The organism is Streptomyces sp. PsTaAH-137, from assembly GCF_003259365.1.
GTDB lineage: Bacteria > Actinomycetota > Actinomycetes > Streptomycetales > Streptomycetaceae > Streptomyces.
Map to the genome: position 1 here is coordinate 288,646 of NZ_QLLY01000002.1, position 17,930 is coordinate 306,575.

The 17,930-nt window shown below is 72.2% G+C and carries 18 protein-coding genes; 13 read left to right on the top strand and 5 right to left on the bottom strand.

All coding sequences use genetic code 11. The annotated features are described in order from the left end of the window. Window positions 1–67 precede the first annotated feature (67 nt). Both K377_RS04845 and K377_RS04850 read left to right on the top strand, forming a co-directional pair. On the top strand, window positions 68–1,045 hold the full coding sequence (locus K377_RS04845) for a YafY family protein (RefSeq protein ID WP_111661874.1): 978 nt from the start codon (window positions 68–70) through the stop codon (window positions 1,043–1,045). Between the two features lie 97 nt (window positions 1,046–1,142). After that, window positions 1,143–1,658: a DUF4240 domain-containing protein gene (locus K377_RS04850; RefSeq protein ID WP_111661875.1), complete on the top strand. Its 516-nt coding sequence runs from the start codon at window positions 1,143–1,145 to the stop codon at window positions 1,656–1,658. 386 nt (window positions 1,659–2,044) lie between these two features. Here the strand turns inward: K377_RS04850 and K377_RS04855 are convergent, their stop codons facing one another. Continuing rightward, entirely contained in the window at window positions 2,045–2,932 is an 888-nt protein-coding gene (locus K377_RS04855) for a TIGR01777 family oxidoreductase (RefSeq protein WP_111661876.1), read from the bottom strand. Between the two features lie 32 nt (window positions 2,933–2,964). On the opposite strand from K377_RS04855, the gene K377_RS04860 reads away from it, so the two are divergent. Then, window positions 2,965–3,459, top strand: a complete 495-nt coding sequence (locus tag K377_RS04860; RefSeq protein ID WP_111661877.1) for a GNAT family N-acetyltransferase — start codon at window positions 2,965–2,967, stop codon at window positions 3,457–3,459. A 106-nt stretch (window positions 3,460–3,565) separates the two neighbouring features. Continuing rightward, window positions 3,566–4,936: a hypothetical protein gene (locus K377_RS04865; RefSeq protein ID WP_111661878.1), complete on the top strand. Its 1,371-nt coding sequence runs from the start codon at window positions 3,566–3,568 to the stop codon at window positions 4,934–4,936. A 14-nt stretch (window positions 4,937–4,950) separates the two neighbouring features. Here the strand turns inward: K377_RS04865 and K377_RS04870 are convergent, their stop codons facing one another. Then, window positions 4,951–5,691: a peptidoglycan recognition protein gene (locus K377_RS04870; protein ID WP_202455068.1), complete on the bottom strand. Its 741-nt coding sequence runs from the start codon at window positions 5,689–5,691 to the stop codon at window positions 4,951–4,953. 115 nt (window positions 5,692–5,806) lie between these two features. On the opposite strand from K377_RS04870, the gene K377_RS04875 reads away from it, so the two are divergent. Continuing rightward, window positions 5,807–6,997 carry a MarP family serine protease gene (locus K377_RS04875; RefSeq protein WP_111662186.1) on the top strand — a complete coding sequence of 397 codons (1,191 nt, stop codon included), beginning with the start codon at window positions 5,807–5,809 and terminating at the stop codon, window positions 6,995–6,997. 234 nt (window positions 6,998–7,231) lie between these two features. On the opposite strand, the gene K377_RS04880 is transcribed toward K377_RS04875, so the two are convergent. Further along, window positions 7,232–8,020: an SDR family NAD(P)-dependent oxidoreductase gene (locus K377_RS04880; RefSeq protein WP_111661879.1), complete on the bottom strand. Its 789-nt coding sequence runs from the start codon at window positions 8,018–8,020 to the stop codon at window positions 7,232–7,234. Between the two features lie 116 nt (window positions 8,021–8,136). Here K377_RS04880 and K377_RS04885 point away from each other — a divergent pair, with 116 nt between their 5' ends. Both K377_RS04885 and K377_RS04890 read left to right on the top strand, forming a co-directional pair. Continuing rightward, window positions 8,137–8,796 (top strand): TetR family transcriptional regulator, encoded by a 660-nt coding sequence (locus tag K377_RS04885; RefSeq protein ID WP_181512479.1) that lies wholly within the window; start codon window positions 8,137–8,139, stop codon window positions 8,794–8,796. Between the two features lie 221 nt (window positions 8,797–9,017). Next, window positions 9,018–10,394 carry an NAD(P)/FAD-dependent oxidoreductase gene (locus K377_RS04890; RefSeq protein ID WP_111661881.1) on the top strand — a complete coding sequence of 459 codons (1,377 nt, stop codon included), beginning with the start codon at window positions 9,018–9,020 and terminating at the stop codon, window positions 10,392–10,394. 109 nt (window positions 10,395–10,503) lie between these two features. Here the strand turns inward: K377_RS04890 and K377_RS04895 are convergent, their stop codons facing one another. Further along, window positions 10,504–11,943, bottom strand: a complete 1,440-nt coding sequence (locus tag K377_RS04895) for a regulator (protein ID WP_111661882.1) — start codon at window positions 11,941–11,943, stop codon at window positions 10,504–10,506. Window positions 11,944–12,180: 237 nt separating this feature from the next. Here K377_RS04895 and K377_RS04900 point away from each other — a divergent pair, with 237 nt between their 5' ends. The 5 genes from K377_RS04900 (at window position 12,181) to K377_RS04920 (ending at window position 15,733) form a co-directional block, all read left to right on the top strand. Further along, window positions 12,181–12,531 carry a 5-carboxymethyl-2-hydroxymuconate Delta-isomerase gene (locus tag K377_RS04900; RefSeq protein ID WP_111661883.1) on the top strand — a complete coding sequence of 117 codons (351 nt, stop codon included), beginning with the start codon at window positions 12,181–12,183 and terminating at the stop codon, window positions 12,529–12,531. A gap of 81 nt (window positions 12,532–12,612) precedes the next feature. Continuing rightward, window positions 12,613–13,425: a lipoyl(octanoyl) transferase LipB gene (gene lipB, locus K377_RS04905; RefSeq protein ID WP_111661884.1), complete on the top strand. Its 813-nt coding sequence runs from the start codon at window positions 12,613–12,615 to the stop codon at window positions 13,423–13,425. Window positions 13,426–13,540: 115 nt separating this feature from the next. Next, entirely contained in the window at window positions 13,541–14,506 is a 966-nt protein-coding gene (gene lipA, locus K377_RS04910) for a lipoyl synthase (RefSeq protein ID WP_111661885.1), read from the top strand. Window positions 14,507–14,775: 269 nt separating this feature from the next. Further along, window positions 14,776–14,973, top strand: a complete 198-nt coding sequence (locus K377_RS04915; protein WP_111661886.1) for a hypothetical protein — start codon at window positions 14,776–14,778, stop codon at window positions 14,971–14,973. Window positions 14,974–15,031: 58 nt separating this feature from the next. Next, a complete protein-coding gene (locus K377_RS04920) occupies window positions 15,032–15,733 on the top strand; it encodes a DUF4191 domain-containing protein (RefSeq protein ID WP_111661887.1) in 702 nt (233 codons plus the stop codon). 113 nt (window positions 15,734–15,846) lie between these two features. Here the strand turns inward: K377_RS04920 and K377_RS04925 are convergent, their stop codons facing one another. Beyond that, window positions 15,847–16,314: an RDD family protein gene (locus tag K377_RS04925; RefSeq protein ID WP_111661888.1), complete on the bottom strand. Its 468-nt coding sequence runs from the start codon at window positions 16,312–16,314 to the stop codon at window positions 15,847–15,849. Window positions 16,315–16,503: 189 nt separating this feature from the next. Here K377_RS04925 and glnA point away from each other — a divergent pair, with 189 nt between their 5' ends. Next, window positions 16,504–17,913 carry a type I glutamate--ammonia ligase gene (gene glnA, locus K377_RS04930; protein ID WP_018532933.1) on the top strand — a complete coding sequence of 470 codons (1,410 nt, stop codon included), beginning with the start codon at window positions 16,504–16,506 and terminating at the stop codon, window positions 17,911–17,913. The last annotated feature ends 17 nt before the right edge of the window (window positions 17,914–17,930 follow it).

Here is a 17,930-nt window from a genome sequence, read left to right on the forward strand (position 1 = left end):
TTGTTGTTGGTGACGCCCCCGCCCCTGTGGCGGGGGCGTTGTCGTACCCGGGCGGCATGATGGCGGCATGCGTGCTGCCCGCCTGATCAAGATGGTGCTCCTGCTCCAGTCGCGGCCGACGATGACCGCGGCGGAGCTGGCGCGCGAGCTGGAGGTCTCCGAGCGCACGGTCACGCGGGACGCGCAGGCGCTGAGCGAGGCGGGCGTGCCGGTGTACGCGGACCGCGGCCGGGCGGGCGGCTACCGGCTGATCGGCGGCTACCGCACCCGGCTGACGGGGCTCGCGCGCACCGAGGCGGAGGCGCTGTTCCTGTCCGGGGTGCCGGGCGCGCTGCGCGAGATGGGCCTGGACGACGCGGCGTCGGCGGCCCGGCTGAAGGTGTCGGCGGCGCTGCTGCCGTCTTTGCGGGACGCGTCGCGGACGGCGGCTCAGCGGTTCCATCTGGACGCTCCCGGCTGGTTCCACGAGCCGGAGCCGCCCGAGCTGCTGCCCTCCGTCGCCGAGGCGGTCTGGGACGACCTGGTGCTGAGGGTCTCGTACGGCAGGCGGGACACCGTGGTGGAGCGGGAGCTCGAACCGTACGGGCTCGTGCTGAAGGCCGGGGTCTGGTACCTGGCGGCGCGGGTGCGCGACGGCTCGTTCGGCTTCCGGGTGTACCGCATCGACCGGTTCCTGTCGGTGGCGGTGCCGGCCGACGCCCGGCGCTTCGCGCGGGACGCCGGGTTCGAGCTGCCCGTGTTCTGGGCGGAGCGGGCCGACGAGTTCGCCCGGGCGATCCTGGGGACCGAGGTCGTGGTGCGGCTGACGGCCGCGGGCGTACGGCAGCTGCCGTACGTCACCGGGCGGGTGTCCGCGCGGGAGGCCCTCGCCACGGCCGTACAGGAGGCCGACGGGCGGGTGAGCGTGACCCTGCCGGTGGAGTCGGAGGACGTGGCGTTCACGCAGCTCATGGGGCTCGGGCCGGAGGTGGAGGTGGTGGCTCCGGGGGCGTTGCGGGAGCGGTTCGCGGCTGCGGTACGGCGGATGAGCGGGTGGTACGGGTGAGCGGCGGGTGCCCTGGGCATGTGCATGCGTAACGAAGTGGCGTTCCTCGTCCGCTCCGCGTGCGCCCCCAGGGCCCAGGGCAGATGCTTGACCCGTGATGGACGAGACCGAGTTCTGGGAGATCGTGGACAGCACCCGCGAGGCCGCCGAGGGCGACCCCGAGGACCATGCCGAGCTGCTCGTCGACAGACTGCTGCAGTCCGATCCCGACGCGGTGCTCGATTTCGCCCGTCACTTCGAGTCGCGCTACAACCGGGCGTACCGGTGGGATCTGTGGGGCGCGGCCTGGGTGCTGCTCGGCGGCGCCAGTGACGACTCGTTCGACTTCTTCCGGTGCTGGCTGATCGGGCAGGGCCGGGAGGTCTTCGAGGGGGCGCTGCACGATCCGGACTCGCTCGCCGAGCTGTTGCACGACTTCGACGACGAGGTGGACGGGGACGGGGAAGAGCTCGGGTACGCCGCCGACGAGGCCTACGAGGAACTGACCGGCACCGTCGCCGCCGACCTCGGCATCCCCCCGGCCCCGCCCGAACCGGAGGGCACCCCGATCGACTTCGAGAACCCGTCGACCCTGGCAACCCTGTACCCCCGCCTGACGGACCGCTTCGGATAGCCCCCGGGTGCGGCCCGGTGGGGGGTGATCGCGCAGTTCCCCGCGCCCCTGGGTTGTCTTTCGGGTGCGGCCCGGTGGCCGCTTCCCGCGCAGTTCCCCGCGCCCCTGGGTCGTCCTTCGGGTGCGCCACCGTCGTGGCTGGTCGCGCAGTTCCCCGCGCCCCTGAGGCAGGCGCTTCGCGCCGCCTCCCCTTGAGGCTGCGCTTCGCGCGCCTCCCGATAGGGTCGCGGTGGCGCGCCTCCCGATAGGGCCGCCGTGGCGCGCCTCTCTGATACGGCCGCCATGGCGCGCCTCTCTGATGAGATGGCGCACGAAGTGCGCATCTCAGGGGCGCGGGGAACTGCGCGACCAGCCACGACGAGACGCGCACCCGCCCGCCGGGCGGCTCACGCTGCTCGGATGGCGTCCTCCAAGCCCGGGAACGCGAAATCGAAGCCGGATTCCAGGAGGCGAGTCGGGACGGCGCGGGTGGAGCCGAGAACGTCGCCCGCCATTTCACCCAGCACCGTGCGGAGCACCGGCGCGGGGACAGGGAAAAGCGCAGGCCGCCGCAGCACCCGCCCCATGGCAGCGGTCACCTCACGATTGGTGGCCGGATGCGGCGCCGTCAGATTCACCGGCCCGGCCAACGACTCCGTGTCCAAAAGATGCCGCAGCGCCGCGACATGATCGTGCAGCGCGATGTACGGCCAGTACTGCCGCCCGTCCCCGAGCCGCCCCCCGAGCCCGAACTTGAACAGCGGAAAGAGCTTCCCCCAGGCCCCGCCGTCCCGGGAGACGACGAGTCCGGTGCGGGCGAGCACGGTACGGATCCCGGCCTGATGGGCGGGCGCGGTGGCGGCCTCCCACTCCACGCACACCCCGGGCAGGAACCCGTCCCCGGCCGCCGCGCTCTCGTCGACGGCCCGCGCCCCGGTGTCGCCGTAGTAGCCGACGGCACTGCCGTTGAGGAAGACGCGGGGCGGCTCGGGCAGCGCGGCCACCGCCTCGGCGAGCACGGTGGTGCCCAGGACCCGGCTGTCCCGGATCTCCTGCTTGTACGCCGCGGTCCACCGGTGATCGCCGACACCGGCCCCCGCGAGATTGACGATCGCCTCGCACCCGGCGAGCCGGGACGCGTCGATCTCACCGCCCTTGGGGTCCCAGCGGACCTCGTCCGCCGCCCGGGGCGCCCGCCGCACCAGCCGCAGCACCTCGTGCCCGTCACCGGCCAGGGAGCGGACGAGCGCCGAGCCGATGAGTCCTGAGGCGCCTGCCACCGCGATACGTGTCATGGTTCCATCCTGCCGGTCATACAGTGGCCCGCATGTCGCAGCCACAGCCTCGGATACGTTTCGCCGCCCAGGACGACGACGACGCGCTCGGCCGGCTCGACCGCGCGACATGGTCTCCCCTGCACGCGGTGACGCCTGCGGCGCGGCAGCCCTACGCGCCGTTCTTCTCCGACCGGTTCGGCCCGCGGGACCACATCGTGGCGGAGCTGGACGGCACCCTGGTGGGCTACGTACGCCTCGGCTACCCCACGGGGCTCCCGGCGAACGCGCACGTCCGGCAGATCCAGGGCCTCGCCGTCGCCGACGCGGCGCGCGGCCGCGGCGTGGGCAGGATGCTGGTGCGGGCGGCGATCGGCCAGGCCAGGCGGCAGGGGGCGCGCCGGATCACGCTGCGGGTCCTCGGCCACAACACCCCGGCCCGGGCGCTGTACGCGTCGGAGGGCTTCGTCGTCGAGGGGGTCCTGCCCGAGGAGTTCCTGCTGGACGGCGCGTACGTGGACGACATCTTCATGGGGCGCCCCCTTTAGGACGCCGGGGACCGGGACGCCGAGAACACCGGTCCGGCCGCCGGTCGGAGGCTGTTTCGGGGTGCCGGTGGTGCCCCGGGGAACGCGGGATGTGAACGTAGAGCCCATGACACACCTGCGACCCCCGCGGCGCCCGGGGCACCGCCGCGGCACGGCGACCGCCTCCGTCCTGCTGCTGCCGCTCGCCGTGACGGCGCTGACCGCCTGCTCCGACGACGGCGACACGGCCGCGCCGCCGGTGGCCTCGCCCGCCGCGACGGCGAGCGGCGCGCGCTGCGCGACGAAGCCGCTCGTGCCGGAGAGCGAGGCGGCGGACGCGGCCGGGCAGTCGACGGCGACGGGCGTGTACACGCTGGACGAGGGCAAGGCGAAGGCGCCGCGCAGGAAGACGTACACGGCCCACCGGTCCGACCGGTCGGCGATCCTGGTATCGGGTCCGGGGCAGTTGTCGACGTACGACGTGAAGGTGACCAAGAACGGCGCCGCCTCGTCGCTCGCCGCGGCCGGCGGCCACGGCGTCAACGCGGCGGTGCTGGCCCGCGACGGCGGTCTGCTCGATCTGTCCGGCGGCCTGTACTACACGACGGGCAAGGGCTCGTCGGGCGTCGCGGTGACGGGCGAGGACACGCGGGCCACGATGAGCGGGGGCGGCGTCAACACCCAGGGCGCGTCCTCGCCCGGCCTGCTCACCTCGTACGGGGGCGCGCTCGACCTGACGTACGTACAGATCGTCACCATGGGCGCGCAGTCCGCGCCGATCGCGGCCGGGCCCGGCGGAGGCACGGTGACCGTGTCGGGCGGCACGATGACCTCGGCCGGCTGCGGTTCGCCGGGGGTGCACACGTCCGGGGACGTCTCGCTCTCCGGCACGCTGTTCGACCTGGCGAACTCGGAGGCGTTCACGCTGGAGGCCGGCGGTTCGCTGTCCCTGAAGAACGTCCGGGCGACCTCGGCGGCCGGCGGGGTCGTGCTGCGCGGCGACGGCAGAACCTCGTACACGATGGACGACGGGGCGCTGCTGGCCACGGACGGCGACCTGTTCAGCGTCCGGGGCGGCACGGCGGACGTGAAGCTGACGGGCGGCGCCGAGGTGAAGACCAAGAGCGGGGCGCTGCTGCGGGTCAAGGAGCTGGCCGACGCGACGTTCCGGGCGGACGACGAGAAGCTGACGGGCTCTGTCCTGGTCTCGGCCGGTTCCACCGCGGACCTGGAGCTGTCCGGGTCGACCAAGCTGGACGGCAAGGTCAAGGGGGCGTCGCTGACGCTCTCCGGCGGCGCGCGCTGGTCGGTGGCCGGGACGTCGACGCTGGCGGGCCTGTCGTTCGGCGACGGGAGCGGATCGGGCAGCGTGGCGAAGAAGATCGCCCGGATGATCGACGGGAACGGGTACGCGGTGACGTACGACCCGGCGTCCAGCCCGCAGCTGGACGGCAAGTCCTACCGGCTGAAGGACGGCGGCACGCTGAAGCCCGCCTGACCAGCGGCCTCTTGTCAGCTGCGTCCCTGGAGCCGGGCGGCGCGTTCGCGGATCGCGGGCAGCTCCGCCATCAGGGCCAGGCCCGGGCAGAACGTCTCGTAGCCGTCCCGGTGCCCGGAGACTGCCAGGAAGTCGGCGGTGCTCCCCGCGGGGAAGCGGCTGTGGCTGTTGCTGGAGACCAGGTGCGCCGTGGAGCGCGGGTCGACCCCGGACAGGCCCAGCTTCCACGCGGCCACGGCGGCGATCGCGTCGGTCATGGCGCGCGGCACCGGGGTGCCCTCGGTGAAGGTGCCGATGGCGGCGATGCCGGCCGTGTTCTGGTTGAAGCCCTGGGTGTGGGCGCCGACGACGGGCCGGTCGGCGCCGCCCGCCCGGCCCTCGTAGACAGTGCCGCAGCGGTCGACGAGGAAGTTGTAGCCGATGTCGTCCCACGCCTTGCCGCCCGCCTGGCCCGCGTAGAGGTAGCGGATGATGCGCGGGGTGTCGGCGCAGTCGTAGCCGTTCGGCGAGTCGGTGTGGTGGATGAAGACCGCCTCGACGCGGTCGCCGTACCGGACGGGGTCGCGCTGGTAGGTGTCGGCCCGCGCGAGCCACTCACCGCGCGGCACGATCCGGGGCGCCGCGGACGTGTGGCCGCCGCCGGAGGCCGCGCGGGCCCGGGTCTGCGCGGTCCCGGGCCGGTCGGCGCCGACGGCGCACAGCACGAGCAGCCCGAGGGCCAGGGCCCCGGGCAGACAGCACAGCACCTTTCGCAGCACACGCACGTCTTCCACTGTCCGGTCCCCTGAGCTGTGCGGTCGGCCACATGTCTGCCAGTTGGCGGAACCACCGGCGGGTGCGCAGTCGTTTGTTACCGATATGGACCTGCACCTGCACCTGCTCGACGTGGCGCTGATCGTGGTGGCCGTGGCCTACGCGGCTTCCGGTTACCGGCGCGGGCTGCTCGCGGGCTGTGTGTCGCTGGCCGGATTCGTCGGCGGCGCGGCCGTCGGGGTGTGGCTGCTGCCGTTCCTGATGGACACCGTCACGCCCGGCACGTCGGAGGCCACGCTCGTCGCGGTGCTCACGGTGCTGCTGCCCGCGCTGGCGGGGCACGCGCTGGCGGGGCTGCTCGCCGCGCGCGTGCGCTTCGGGATGGACCGGGCGCCGGGTCCGCTGCGGGTGGCGGACGGGATCGGCGGGGCCGCGGCGGGCACCGTCGCCGTGCTGGTCGTGGCATGGGTGGCGGGCAGCGTCCTCGCGTCCTCGTCCTCGACGGCCCTGAACCAGGCGATCCGCGGCTCCTCGGTGCTCGGCGCCGTGCAGGACACGATGCCGTCGACGACGCCGGCCTGGTTCTCGCGGGCCAGCGGGGCGCTCACCTCCGCCGGGTTCCCGCAGGTCTTCGACCCGTTCTCGCACGAGCCGTCCGCCGAGGTCGCCAAGCCTTCCGGGGACAGCGTCACGGCCACCGCGACCCGCTCCGCGACCCGGTCCACCGTCAAGGTGGAGGGCTCCGCGGGCACCCAGGGCCGCGAGGGCAGCGGCTTCGTGTACGCGTCCCAGCACGTGATGACCAACGCGCACGTGGTCGCCGGCATCGACGATCCGACGGTCCGGGTGGGCGGGGTCGGGCGGGCGTACTCGGCGCGCGTGGTGTTCTTCGACCCGGACAAGGACGTGGCGGTGCTGTACGTGCCCGGGCTCGACGCGCCCGTCCTGAAGTTCGACGACGGGGCCTCGCGGGGGGACGCCGCGGTGGTCGCCGGGTATCCGCAGAACGGCGGGCTCGATCTACAGGCGGCCACGGTCGCCGACACCATCGACGCCAGTGGGCAGGACATCTACGGGCAGGGCAGCGTCACCCGGCAGATCTACTCGATCCGCTCGACTGTGCGGCCCGGTAACTCGGGCGGGCCGCTGCTCACCACCTCCGGTGAGGTGTACGGGGTTGTCTTCGCCCGGTCCACCACCGATGCCGGGACGGGGTATGTCCTGACCGCCGACGAGGTCTCGGGCGACGCCGCGCGAGCGGCTTCCGCCACGTCGCCGGTGGACACCGGTTCGCTGGTGTCGTCGTAGCGGCTGCGGGCTCCGTCGTGGCTGGTCGCGCAGTTCCCCGCGCCCCTAAAGACATACGTCTCGTCGTCGTCTGACGGCCGGTGGGGCTTCTCGCGCAGTTCCCCGCGCCCCTGAGGCATGCGCTCCGCGCAGCCTCCCCTGGGCGAGCGAAGCTCGCTTCAGGGGCGCGGGGAACTGCGCGAGAAGCCCCACCGGGCCGCAGGCGGACGACAACCCCAAGGCACCAGCCCAGGCTCAGTAGTGCGTGCCCCCGTCGATACGGACCTCCGTGCCCGTGATGAACCTGCCGTCGTCGGACGCCAGCATCGCGACAACACCGGCCACCGCATCGGGCCCGGCAAACCCCCCGTCCCCCAGCGCGGGCGACAGCTTCGCGAAGAGGGACCAGTCGGTGTCGGCGGGCAGCCCGGGCCCCTGGCTCTGCTTGCTCTCGCCGGAGCCGTCGGTCATCCCGGAGGAGATGGACCCGGGCTGCACGGCGGTGAACCGGATGCCCTGCTTGCTGTACTCGGCGGCCAGGGCATGCGTCATGGACTGGATGCCGCCCTTGCTGGCCGCGTAGGCCGCCATGTACGGGTGAGCGAACAGCGCGGAGGTCGAGCTGAAGTTCACGACGGCGGCGGAGCCGCTTTCCAGCAGCGCCGGAACGGCCTCACGGATCATCAGGAAGGTCCCGGTCAGATTGACCGCGACCACCTTGTTGAAGTCGGCCAGCGAGGTCTCGTGGGTGTGCGAGGAGCGCAGAATGCCGGCCGCGTTGACCAGCACGTCCAGACCACCGAGCGCGGCGAGCGCGGCGGCGACGCCCTCGCGTACGGACACCTCGTCGGCGATGTTCACGACGACCGTGGTGAGCCGCCCGGCATCGGCGCCCGCCTTGGCGACGGTGTCGGCGAGGCCGGCCTCGCTGACGTCGGCGGCGACGACACTGCCGCCCTCCGCCAGCATGCGCAGCACGGTGGCCTGGCCGATGCCCGAGCCACCGCCGGTGATGAGTGCGCGGCGGCCTTCGTAACGGTTCATGACGACTCCCTGAGGGGTTTGTTCTGACGTGCGCCGTTCACCGTACGCCTAGGTGGCACGTTTTGCCACAGTGGCGTTCTGCGCCGTAATGACTCGCGCCGGTTACGCTTCCTCGGGTGAGCCGACCCGTGAACCCGCCCCTCTCGCTGACCGAGCGCCGCAAGGCCGCGACCCAGCTCGACATCGCGCACGCCGCCGCCGAACTCTTCACCGAGCAGGGCCCCGACGGCACGACGGCGGAGGAGATCGCGGCCCGCGCCGGGGTCGCGCTGCGCACCTTCTACCGGTACTTCCGCAACAAGCAGGACGCCGTGGGGCCGCTGCTCTCCACGGGCGGCGCCCAGTGGCGCGAGCTGCTGGCCGCGACGGAGCCCGGCACCCCGCTCCCCCGGGCCCTGGAGGCCGCGGCGGTGGCCTCGCTGTCCCAGCCCGGCGCGGCGGCGCGGGAGGAACTGCGGTGGACCCGGGGGCTGCTGCGGGCCGCGCAGGACGATCCGGCCCTGCGCGCCGTCTGGTACCGGGTGAACCAGGAGTCCGAGGAACAGTTGCTGCCGGTCGTGGCCCGGCTCGTGGACCCCGGCACCGACGACCTTCAGCTCCGGCTGATCGCGGCCGCCGCTACGGACGCGATCCGGGTGTCGCTGGAGGTCTGGGCGGCCTCGGAGGCCGACATCACCGGCCCCGGCTCCCCCGCGGACCTGGTGGCGCGCGCCCTCAGGGGCGCGGGGAACCGCGCGAGCGGCCACAAGGGAGCCACGGACGCACCGACCGAGTAACCCGCAGACGCCTTCGCGCGTCCGTCGTGGTCGCTCGCGCGGTTCCCCGCGCCCCCGACGGGGCGCACTCCCCGGGGGAGCCGTGCGCCCGTGCCGACCCCTGTGCGCGGACCCTTCTTTACGGGAACCCCACCTACCCTCGACCCGAACTCAGGCGTTCCGGGGCCGAGTCGGGGGCATAGGCCTCCAGCAAACAGCCGCGCAACCTCGGGGAGGCGCACGTGCTTGAGCCCGCACACGCAAGCGAGGAGACCGTCGTCGTCGTGGGAGCCGGGATCGCCGGACTCTCGGTGGCCCAGCACCTGACCAGGGCGGGAGTGAGGCCCCTGGTCCTGGAGGCCGCGTCGGGGGTGGGCGGCCGCATGGCCACGGAGAAGGTCGACGGATTCCGGCTGGACCGGATCGGGCGGCTGCTCTCCACCTCGTATCCCGCGCTGCGCCACACACCCGGTCTGGACGGCCTCGTCCTGCGCCCCTTCTCCCCCGGCGTGCTGGTGCACAGCGAGGGACGCAACCACCGCGCCGGAGAACCGACCGGCTCCCGGCGCGCGAGAGGCGCGCTGAACGCGGCGCGCGCCCTGGCGAGCGTCCCCCGTCCGGTCCGGGGCGTCAGGCCCCCGCTGGGCGGCCCGCTCGACCACGCGCGGCTCGGCGCCGCGCTGGCCCGGATCGGCGCGACCGAGCCGGCCCGTCTCCTCGCCCGGCCCGAGCGGCCCGCGGGCCGCGCCCTGGCGGAGCGCGGCCTGTCCCCCAGAACGCTGCACGGCTTCCTGGGGCCGCTGCTCTCGGCCCTGCTGTGCGACCCGGATCTGACGACGTCGAGCCGGTGCGCCGAGCTGGCCCTGCACGCGTACGCGACCGGCCGCCTCGCGGTGCCCGAGGGCGGCGCGGACGCCCTGCCCGAACTGCTCGCGGCCGGCCTCCCGCCGGGCACCGTGCGCACCGGGGTGCGGGTCACCTCCGTCGCCGCGAACCGGATCACCACCGCGGAGCACGGCGAATTCGCCTGCCGCGGCGTGGTGCTGGCGACCGACGCGGCCGCCGCCGCGGACCTTCTGCCGGGGCTGCGCGTGCCCCGCTTCCACGAGGTCACCGTGGTGCACCACGCGGCGCCCGAGCCGCCGCTCGCCGAACCGGCGCTGCTGCTCGACGCGGACCGGCTCGGACCGGTCGCGCACACCGCGGTGATCAGCCAGGTCGACCCGAGCCGCGCCCCCGCGGGACGCGCGCTGATCTCATCGACTGTGCTCGGCCCGCCACCGGCCGAGGGCGAGCTGCGCACCCAGCTCGCCCTGCTCTACGGCACGTCGACCCGGTGCTGGGAGACCCTCGCCGTGCACCACGACGCGCGTGCGGTGCCCGCGATGCCGGCCCCGCACGACCCGCGCCGCCCGGTGCGCCTGCTGGACGGCCTGTACGTGTGCGGGGACCACCGGGACACCAGCACCGTGCAGGGCGCGCTGCACTCGGGACAGCGGGCCGCGCGTGCCGTCCTGGCGGACCTGGGCGCGGCGCAGGTCCCGGCGTCCGAGGAAACCGAGCAACCCGAGGAAACCGAGGAACCCGAGGATTCAGCCCCGGTGGACAAAGCCGCTTGAGCGGGCCGTCCCCGTCTGGTTCGATCCCCTCGGAACACCCAAGATCGCGCCCGTCTCCGTGGCACATTCCGGAGGCGGGCGCCCCCAACTCCCGTGTCCGCGCCTGTGATCAGCCCAGCGCGGCGACCTTGTCCCGGTAGCCGCGGACGGGCCCCGCGTCCCGGTACGGCTCCAGGCGCCGCTCGAACTCGCGCACGTACTCATGGGCCCGCACCGAGCGCATGTCGGCGGCCGCGGCGGCCGCCTCCGCGCCCAGCGCGCACGCCGCGTCCAGCTCGCCGAGCCCGAGCCGGGCCGAGGCGAGCACCACGCGGCAGAAGAGCCTGCTGCGCGCGTATCCCGGCGAGCGCAGCTGGAGCGACCGCTCGGCGTGCTGGGCGGCGGCCCGGTACTGCTGGAGGTCCCGGTAGCAGTGCCCGAACTCGTCCGCCATCTGCGCCTCGTCGAAGAAGCGCGCCCAGTGCGGCACCTCGTCCCCGGGCCGCACCGCGTCGAGCGCCCGCTCGGCCCGGACGAGCGAGGAGGTGCAGGCCCGCACCTCGCCGAGGACGCCGTGCCCGCGCGCCTCCACGGAGTGCAGCATGGCCTGGACGGCCGGGGGCGCCGCCGTGCCCACCCCCTGCTGGGCGACCCGCGCGAGCTGCACGGCCTCCCGCCCGTGCCCGAGATAGACGGCCTGGCGGCTCATGGTGATCAGGACGTACGAGCCGTACATCCGGTCGGCGGCGGCCTGGGCGAGCCGCAGCGCCTGGACGAAGTAGCGCTGGGCGAGGCCGTGGGCCGCGATGTCGTACGAGGTCCAGCCCGCGAGCCGGGTCAGGTCGGCGACGGCGTCGAACAGGCGCCGCCCGGTCTGTTCGCCGTAGGTCCCGCGCAGCATCGGCTCGGCCTCGTGCTCCAGGTACCGCACGAGGGCCTGCCGTGCGTGCCCGCCGCCGTAGGCGTGGTCGAGGGAGCGGAACAGCTCGCCGACCGAGCGCAGCGCCGCGATGTCGCCGCCGGTCACCTTCTGGCCGGGCCCGCGCTCGGTCTGGGTGCGCTGGCGGGGCACCGCGCCGGGCCGCCCCTGGAGCGGGACCCGGGGCGGCAGTTCGCCGCGGCCGACCCGGTCGTCAGCGCGGCCGATCAGCCAGTCCCGGCTGGGCACCACGAGCCCGGCCGGGGTGAAGGCGATCTTGCGGAGTTCGACATGGCTGCCGGAGTCCTTGCGCCACAGGCCGCTGACGATGTCGACGGCCTCCTCGGGCGAGCCGGCGAACTCCAGGCCGGCGTACACGGGCGCGCACGCGTCGAGCCCGAGGTCCTGGGCGGAGAGGCGGCGGCCGAGCCGCCGGGTGAACACCTCGGCGATCAGTGCGGGCGTGGTCCCCCGCGGCTGCTGCCCGCGCAGCCATCTGGTCACCGAGGTCTTGTCGTAGCGAAGATCGAGACCGTGTTCCAGCCCTAGCTGGTCCACGCGGCGGGCGAGCCCCGCATTGGAGAAACCCGCCTCCGCGATGAGCGCGGCGAGCTGGCGGTTCGGGGTGCGCTGCGGAGGTCGTTCCGTCATCAGCTGTGCGGTCTCCTGCCTTCCGGGCCGGGGTGCAGCCCTCATGGAACGGCGTGACTGTAACGGCGATATTCGGCCTCGACCGGGGCTTCTCCCACCCTTCATCCGATCGTGTGACGAACGGTGGGGAAGGTGGACAGCGTCCGGAACATCGGGGGCGGCCGGGGGCCATGACGGGTCCGGCCGGAAACAGTCATACGATGCGTGTGCGCTACACCGGAAGGTTCAAGGTTCCCCGTGCCTCATATCGACATCGACTACTCCGACCGTCTCGTCGGCGCGGACGGCGGCCTCGACGTGTCCGCGCTGGTCGCGGAGTTGCACCCGCTCGTCGTCGACCGCGTCCGGTCGGTAGGGGTCGGCAAGACGTTCGCACGGCCCTCGGCCTCGTACGTGGACGGGGAGGCGGCCCCCTTCGTGCATGTGTCGGTCGGCCTGCTGCCCGGCCGTCCACAGGCGGTCAAGGACGCGCTCTCCCACGACGTACTGGCCCTGCTCGACAAGCATCTGTCGGCGGTCCCCGGAGTGACGTACTCGGTCGAGGTGCGCGACCTGGACGCCTCGTACCGCCTCTACCCGACCCACTGAGGCGCGGGCGGGGCGCCGTACGCTTGGCGAGGGCGCGACATGTGCACGGTGAAGGTTCTGGTTCTTGAGGAGGCGCTTGCCGTGAGTGAGTTCCGGTTCGTCCGGCTGGGGTTCGGTGCGGACATGGTCGATTACCAGGTCGCCTGGGACGAGCAGCGCCGGGTGCACGCCGCCCGTTTCGCCGACGAGGTCCCCGACACCTGTCTGCTCCTGGAGCACCCGCCGGTCTACACCGCGGGCCGGCGCACCGCCCCCGAGGAGCGCCCGCTGGACGGCACCCCGGTCATCGACGTGGACCGCGGCGGCAAGATCACCTGGCACGGCCCGGGCCAGCTCGTCGGCTACCCGATCCAGAAGCTGCCGCGCCCCGTGGACGTGGTCGCGCATCTGCGCCGCCTGGAGGACGCGGTGATCGCGGTCTGCGCCGAGTTCGGCATCGAGGCCGCGCGCGTGGAGGGGCGGGCCGGCGTCTGGGTCCTCGGCGACCCGATCGAGCGGCGGACGAACCTCGGCGGGCTGTCCCTGGACTTCGACCCCCGGCTGAGCAGCGAGGACGAGGAGTTCGACCACCGCCTGGTAGGCCCCGAGTACGCGCCTTCCAACGCCGGGCAGCGGCACGAGGACCGCAAGATCTGCGCGATGGGCATCCGCGTCGCCAAGGGCGTCACGATGCACGGCTTCGCGCTGAACGTGAATCCGGACACGTCGAACTTCGACAAGATCATCCCGTGCGGCATCCGGGACGCGGGCGTCACCTCGCTCAGCTACGAGCTGGGCCGCGAGGTCACCATGGACGAGGTGCTCCCGGTCGCGGAGAAGCACCTCCAGCACGTGCTGGGCGGAGCGGACCTCAAACCGCGCTTCGTCGAGACAGCCGAGAAGGCCACCGCCTGACCGTCCCGGTGGGGAATGGGCCCCGTTGGCCAGAGGTTGGCCACCCGTGAGGGCCATGTACATCACGGGCGTACCCTGATGTACGCCGAGGAATCGAAGCTTTAGGGAGCCGGTCGTGTCCGCAGTCGCACCCGACGGACGCAAGATGCTGCGCCTGGAGGTCCGCAACGCCCAGACCCCCATCGAGCGCAAGCCCGAGTGGATCAAGACCCGGGCGAAAATGGGCCCCGAGTACACCAAGATGCAGAACCTCGTGAAGTCCGAGGGCCTGCACACGGTCTGCCAGGAGGCGGGCTGTCCCAACATCTACGAGTGCTGGGAGGACCGCGAGGCCACGTTCCTCATCGGCGGTGACCAGTGCACGCGCCGCTGCGACTTCTGCCAGATCGACACCGGCAAGCCCGAGGCCCTCGACCGCGACGAGCCGCGCCGCGTCGGCGAGTCCGTCGTCACGATGGACCTGAACTACGCCACGATCACCGGCGTCGCCCGCGACGACCTGGAGGACGGCGGCGCCTGGCTGTACGCGGAGACGGTCCGCCAGATCCACGCGCAGACCGCCGAGCGCGCCGAGGGCCGCACCAAGGTCGAGCTCCTCGCCCCCGACTTCAACGCGGTGCCCGAGCAGCTGGCCGAGGTCTTCTCGTCCCGCCCCGAGGTCTTCGCGCACAACGTGGAGACGGTGCCGCGCATCTTCAAGCGCATCCGCCCCGGCTTCCGCTACGAGCGTTCACTGAAGGTCATCACCGAGGCCCGCGAGTTCGGCCTGGTCACCAAGTCGAACCTGATCCTCGGCATGGGCGAGACCCGCGAGGAGATCTCCGAGGCGCTGCGCCAGCTGCACGACGCCGGCTGCGAGCTGGTCACCATCACGCAGTACCTGCGGCCGTCCGTGCGGCACCACCCCGTGGAGCGCTGGGTCAAGCCGGCCGAGTTCGTGGAGCTGAAGGACGAGGCCGAGCAGATCGGCTTCTCCGGTGTCATGTCGGGCCCGCTGGTCCGCTCCTCGTACCGCGCCGGGCGCCTGTACCAGATGGCCATCGAGAAGCGTGGCGCGTACGTCGCCTCTCAGGCGGTCTGACCGTCCGGTGAGAACGCGGGCCTCCACCCGTGTGAATTCACGCACAAAACACTACCGGCCAGTATTGGCCGGTACGGCGCGGCCCCGGCCGTCCTCGCAGATGAGGGCGAACGTCAGGGCCGCGTCATCGTTTTCGGCACCGGCGTCAAGGTTTCATGGGCGTTTGACCGTCCGGTCACGCCCTGGTAACACCAATCAGTGACCCTGAAATCACCGCTCGTGCACACCTGCCCGACGCCCTGACCCGTCTCTGAGGGGGGACCTCCACCATGCAGGCCGCGCCCGTTCGCGCCACCGCCATCCCGACGTTCACCGACGCACTGCGCGCCGTGGAGTCGCTGCTCATGAGCGGCGGCCAGCGCCACGCCCGCCGCAACGCCTGGACCTCCGTCCTGGAGGACCGCCGCCGCGCCAAGGACCGCGTCGAGGCCCAGCGGGTGCTCGAGGCCGTCTCCGCCCGGGGCTGACGCCTGCCGGACCGTACTGCTGTTCATGCGGCGTCCCCGGCCACGTAGACTTCAACGCATGGCGAGGAAGGACACGGCAGCGGACGCTGCGAACCCGGGGCGACTCAAGCAGATCGCTCTGACCTACAAGATGACCAGCAAGGCCGATCCGAAGATCGGTCTTGTGCTCGCGGCTGTGGGAATCGTCACCTTCGGTGTCCTTCTCGCGATCGGCTTCTTGATCGGTCACCCCATCTATCTCGGAATTCTCGGGCTCCTGCTCGCCTTCCTCGCGATGGCGATCGTCTTCGGACGCCGGGCCGAGCGAGCGGCCTTCGGCCAGATGGAAGGCCAGCCCGGAGCGGCGGCCGCGGTGCTCGACAACATCGGCCGCGGCTGGACGACGACCCCGGCGGTCGCGATGAACCGGAGCCAGGACGTCGTGCACCGCGCGGTCGGCAAGGCCGGCATCGTGCTCGTCGCGGAGGGCAACCCGAACCGGGTGAAGACGCTGCTCGCGGCCGAGAAGCGCAAGATGGCCCGCATCGTCGCGGACGTCCCGGTGCACGACATCATGGTGGGCAACGGCGAGGGCCAGACCCCGCTGAAGAAGGTCCGCACCACCATGCTGAAGCTGCCCCGCGTGCTCAACGGCCCGCAGGTGACGTCGACCAACGACCGGCTGCGCGCCATGGGCGACCTGATGTCGAACATGCCGCTGCCGAAGGGGCCGATGCCCAAGGGGATGCGGATGCCGAAGGGTGGCGGCAAGGCACGCTGACGCTGCCGCCGCCGTCCCTACGAGACTCAGCGGGCCGGAACCTTCGGGTTCCGGCCCGCTTCTTTCTGCCCGTCTGTCGGGCGCGGCTCTCGTCGTAGCAGCCGACGTCGCTCTCAGATACGGACTTCCACCGACTTCGCGAGCCGGTCGTGCAGCCCGCGGCCGTCCCGGTCCCAGATCAGCGCGGGGATGGCCACACACAGCAGGACGGTCCGTACGACGACCCGCCCGAACCCGAGCCGCCCGCCCGCCTCGGAGACGACCCGCAACCCGAACAGCCGCTTCCCCGGCGTGCAGCCGATGGTCCCGACGGTGAGCACCCCGAGCGCGAAGAAGATGAGCAGCGCCCAGTTCCCCGTAGCCTGGTTGTAGCCGTGCGTGACCAGGCCGTATGCGATCAGCATGCACAGCGCCCAGTCGACGACGAGCGCCCCGATGCGCCGCCCGGGCCGGGCGATCGACCCGGGCCCGGACTCCGGGAGCCCGAGCTGTTCACCGCGGTAACCGAAGTCCGCTCCCGCGTTCTCCAACGCCTCACGCGGCCCCGACAGCCACGAACCCATTGCTTCCCTGTTGTCCACGCCTCCACGGTACTGCGCCGCGTCCTTCCCCCGGCCCGGGCCCCTGGTCCGGTTAACTTCGGCGAAACAAATGGGTCATGCTTGAGAAATCCGGTCTGCTTAAGGTCGGGTCCCAGCGTGTGCCACCGCACTGGCCGCACCACCGAGCTGCAACCCCGCCCCTCCCCGGGTGGGAGTAGGAGGAGTTGGATGTTCCAGAACGCCGATGACGCCAAGAAGTTCATCGCGGACGAGGACGTCAAGTTCGTCGACGTCCGGTTCTGCGACCTGCCGGGTGTGATGCAGCACTTCACGGTGCCGGCAGCGGCGTTCGACCCGGCCGAGGAGCTTGCCTTCGACGGCTCGTCGATCCGCGGTTTCCAGGCCATCCACGAGTCCGACATGGCGCTCCGCGCCGACCTGTCCACCGCGCGCGTCGACCCCTTCCGCCGCGACAAGACGGTCAACATCAACTTCTTCATCCACGACCCGATCACGGGCGAGCAGTACTCCCGTGACCCGCGCAACGTGGCGAAGAAGGCCGAGGCCTACCTCGCGTCGACCGGCATCGCCGACACCGCGTACTTCGGCCCCGAGGCCGAGTTCTACGTGTTCGACTCGGTCCGCTTCGAGACCTCCGCCAACCGCTCGCTCTACGAGATCGACTCCGAGGCGGGCGCCTGGAACACCGGCGCCGTCGAGAACAACCGCGGTTACAAGGTCCGCTACAAGGGCGGCTACTTCCCGGCCCCGCCGGTTGACCACTTCGCCGACCTGCGCGCCGAGATCTCCCTGGAGCTGGACAAGAACGGCCTGCAGGTCGAGCGTCAGCACCACGAGGTCGGCACGGCCGGCCAGGCGGAGATCAACTACAAGTTCAACACGCTGCTCGCCGCGGCCGACGACCTGATGCTCTTCAAGTACATCGTGAAGAACGTCGCGTGGCGCAACAACAAGACCGCGACCTTCATGCCGAAGCCGATCTTCGGTGACAACGGCTCGGGCATGCACGTCCACCAGTCGCTGTGGGCCGGCGGCGACCCGCTGTTCTACGACGAGCAGGGCTACGCGGGCCTCTCCGACATGGCGCGCTACTACATCGGCGGCATCCTCAAGCACGCCCCCTCCCTCCTCGCCTTCACGAACCCGACGGTGAACTCGTACCACCGCCTGGTCCCCGGCTTCGAGGCCCCGGTCAACATGGTCTACTCGCAGCGCAACCGCTCCGCGGCCATGCGTATCCCGATCACGGGCTCGAACCCGAAGGCCAAGCGCGTCGAGTTCCGCGCGCCGGACCCGTCCTCGAACCCGTACCTCGCCTTCTCGGCGCTGCTGATGGCGGGCCTCGACGGCGTCAAGAACAAGATCGAGCCGGCCGAGCCGATCGACAAGGACCTCTACGAGCTGGCTCCCGAGGAGCACGCGAACGTCCAGCAGGTCCCGACCTCCCTCCCCGCGGTCCTCGACGCCCTCGAGGCGGACAACGAGTACCTCCAGGCCGGCGGCGTCTTCACGTCCGACCTGATCGAGACCTGGATCGACTACAAGCGCACGAACGAGATCGCCCCGATCCAGCTGCGGCCGCACCCGCACGAGTTCGAGCTTTACTTCGACATCTAAATCCCAGAATCCGGCCA

What these genes read in the sequence shown, in the direction of transcription:
- glnA (WP_018532933.1), top strand. Translation starts at nt 16,504, where the DNA reads ATGTTCCAGAACGCCGATGACGCCAAGAAGTTCATCGCGGACGAGGAC.
- K377_RS04920 (WP_111661887.1), top strand. Translation starts at nt 15,032, where the DNA reads ATGGCGAGGAAGGACACGGCAGCGGACGCTGCGAACCCGGGGCGACTC.
- K377_RS04880 (WP_111661879.1), bottom strand. Translation starts at nt 8,020, where the DNA reads ATGAACCGTTACGAAGGCCGCCGCGCACTCATCACCGGCGGTGGCTCG.
- K377_RS04845 (WP_111661874.1), top strand. Translation starts at nt 68, where the DNA reads ATGCGTGCTGCCCGCCTGATCAAGATGGTGCTCCTGCTCCAGTCGCGG.
- K377_RS04895 (WP_111661882.1), bottom strand. Translation starts at nt 11,943, where the DNA reads ATGACGGAACGACCTCCGCAGCGCACCCCGAACCGCCAGCTCGCCGCG.
- K377_RS04915 (WP_111661886.1), top strand. Translation starts at nt 14,776, where the DNA reads ATGCAGGCCGCGCCCGTTCGCGCCACCGCCATCCCGACGTTCACCGAC.
- K377_RS04855 (WP_111661876.1), bottom strand. Translation starts at nt 2,932, where the DNA reads ATGACACGTATCGCGGTGGCAGGCGCCTCAGGACTCATCGGCTCGGCG.
- K377_RS04865 (WP_111661878.1), top strand. Translation starts at nt 3,566, where the DNA reads ATGACACACCTGCGACCCCCGCGGCGCCCGGGGCACCGCCGCGGCACG.
- K377_RS04850 (WP_111661875.1), top strand. Translation starts at nt 1,143, where the DNA reads ATGGACGAGACCGAGTTCTGGGAGATCGTGGACAGCACCCGCGAGGCC.
- K377_RS04860 (WP_111661877.1), top strand. Translation starts at nt 2,965, where the DNA reads ATGTCGCAGCCACAGCCTCGGATACGTTTCGCCGCCCAGGACGACGAC.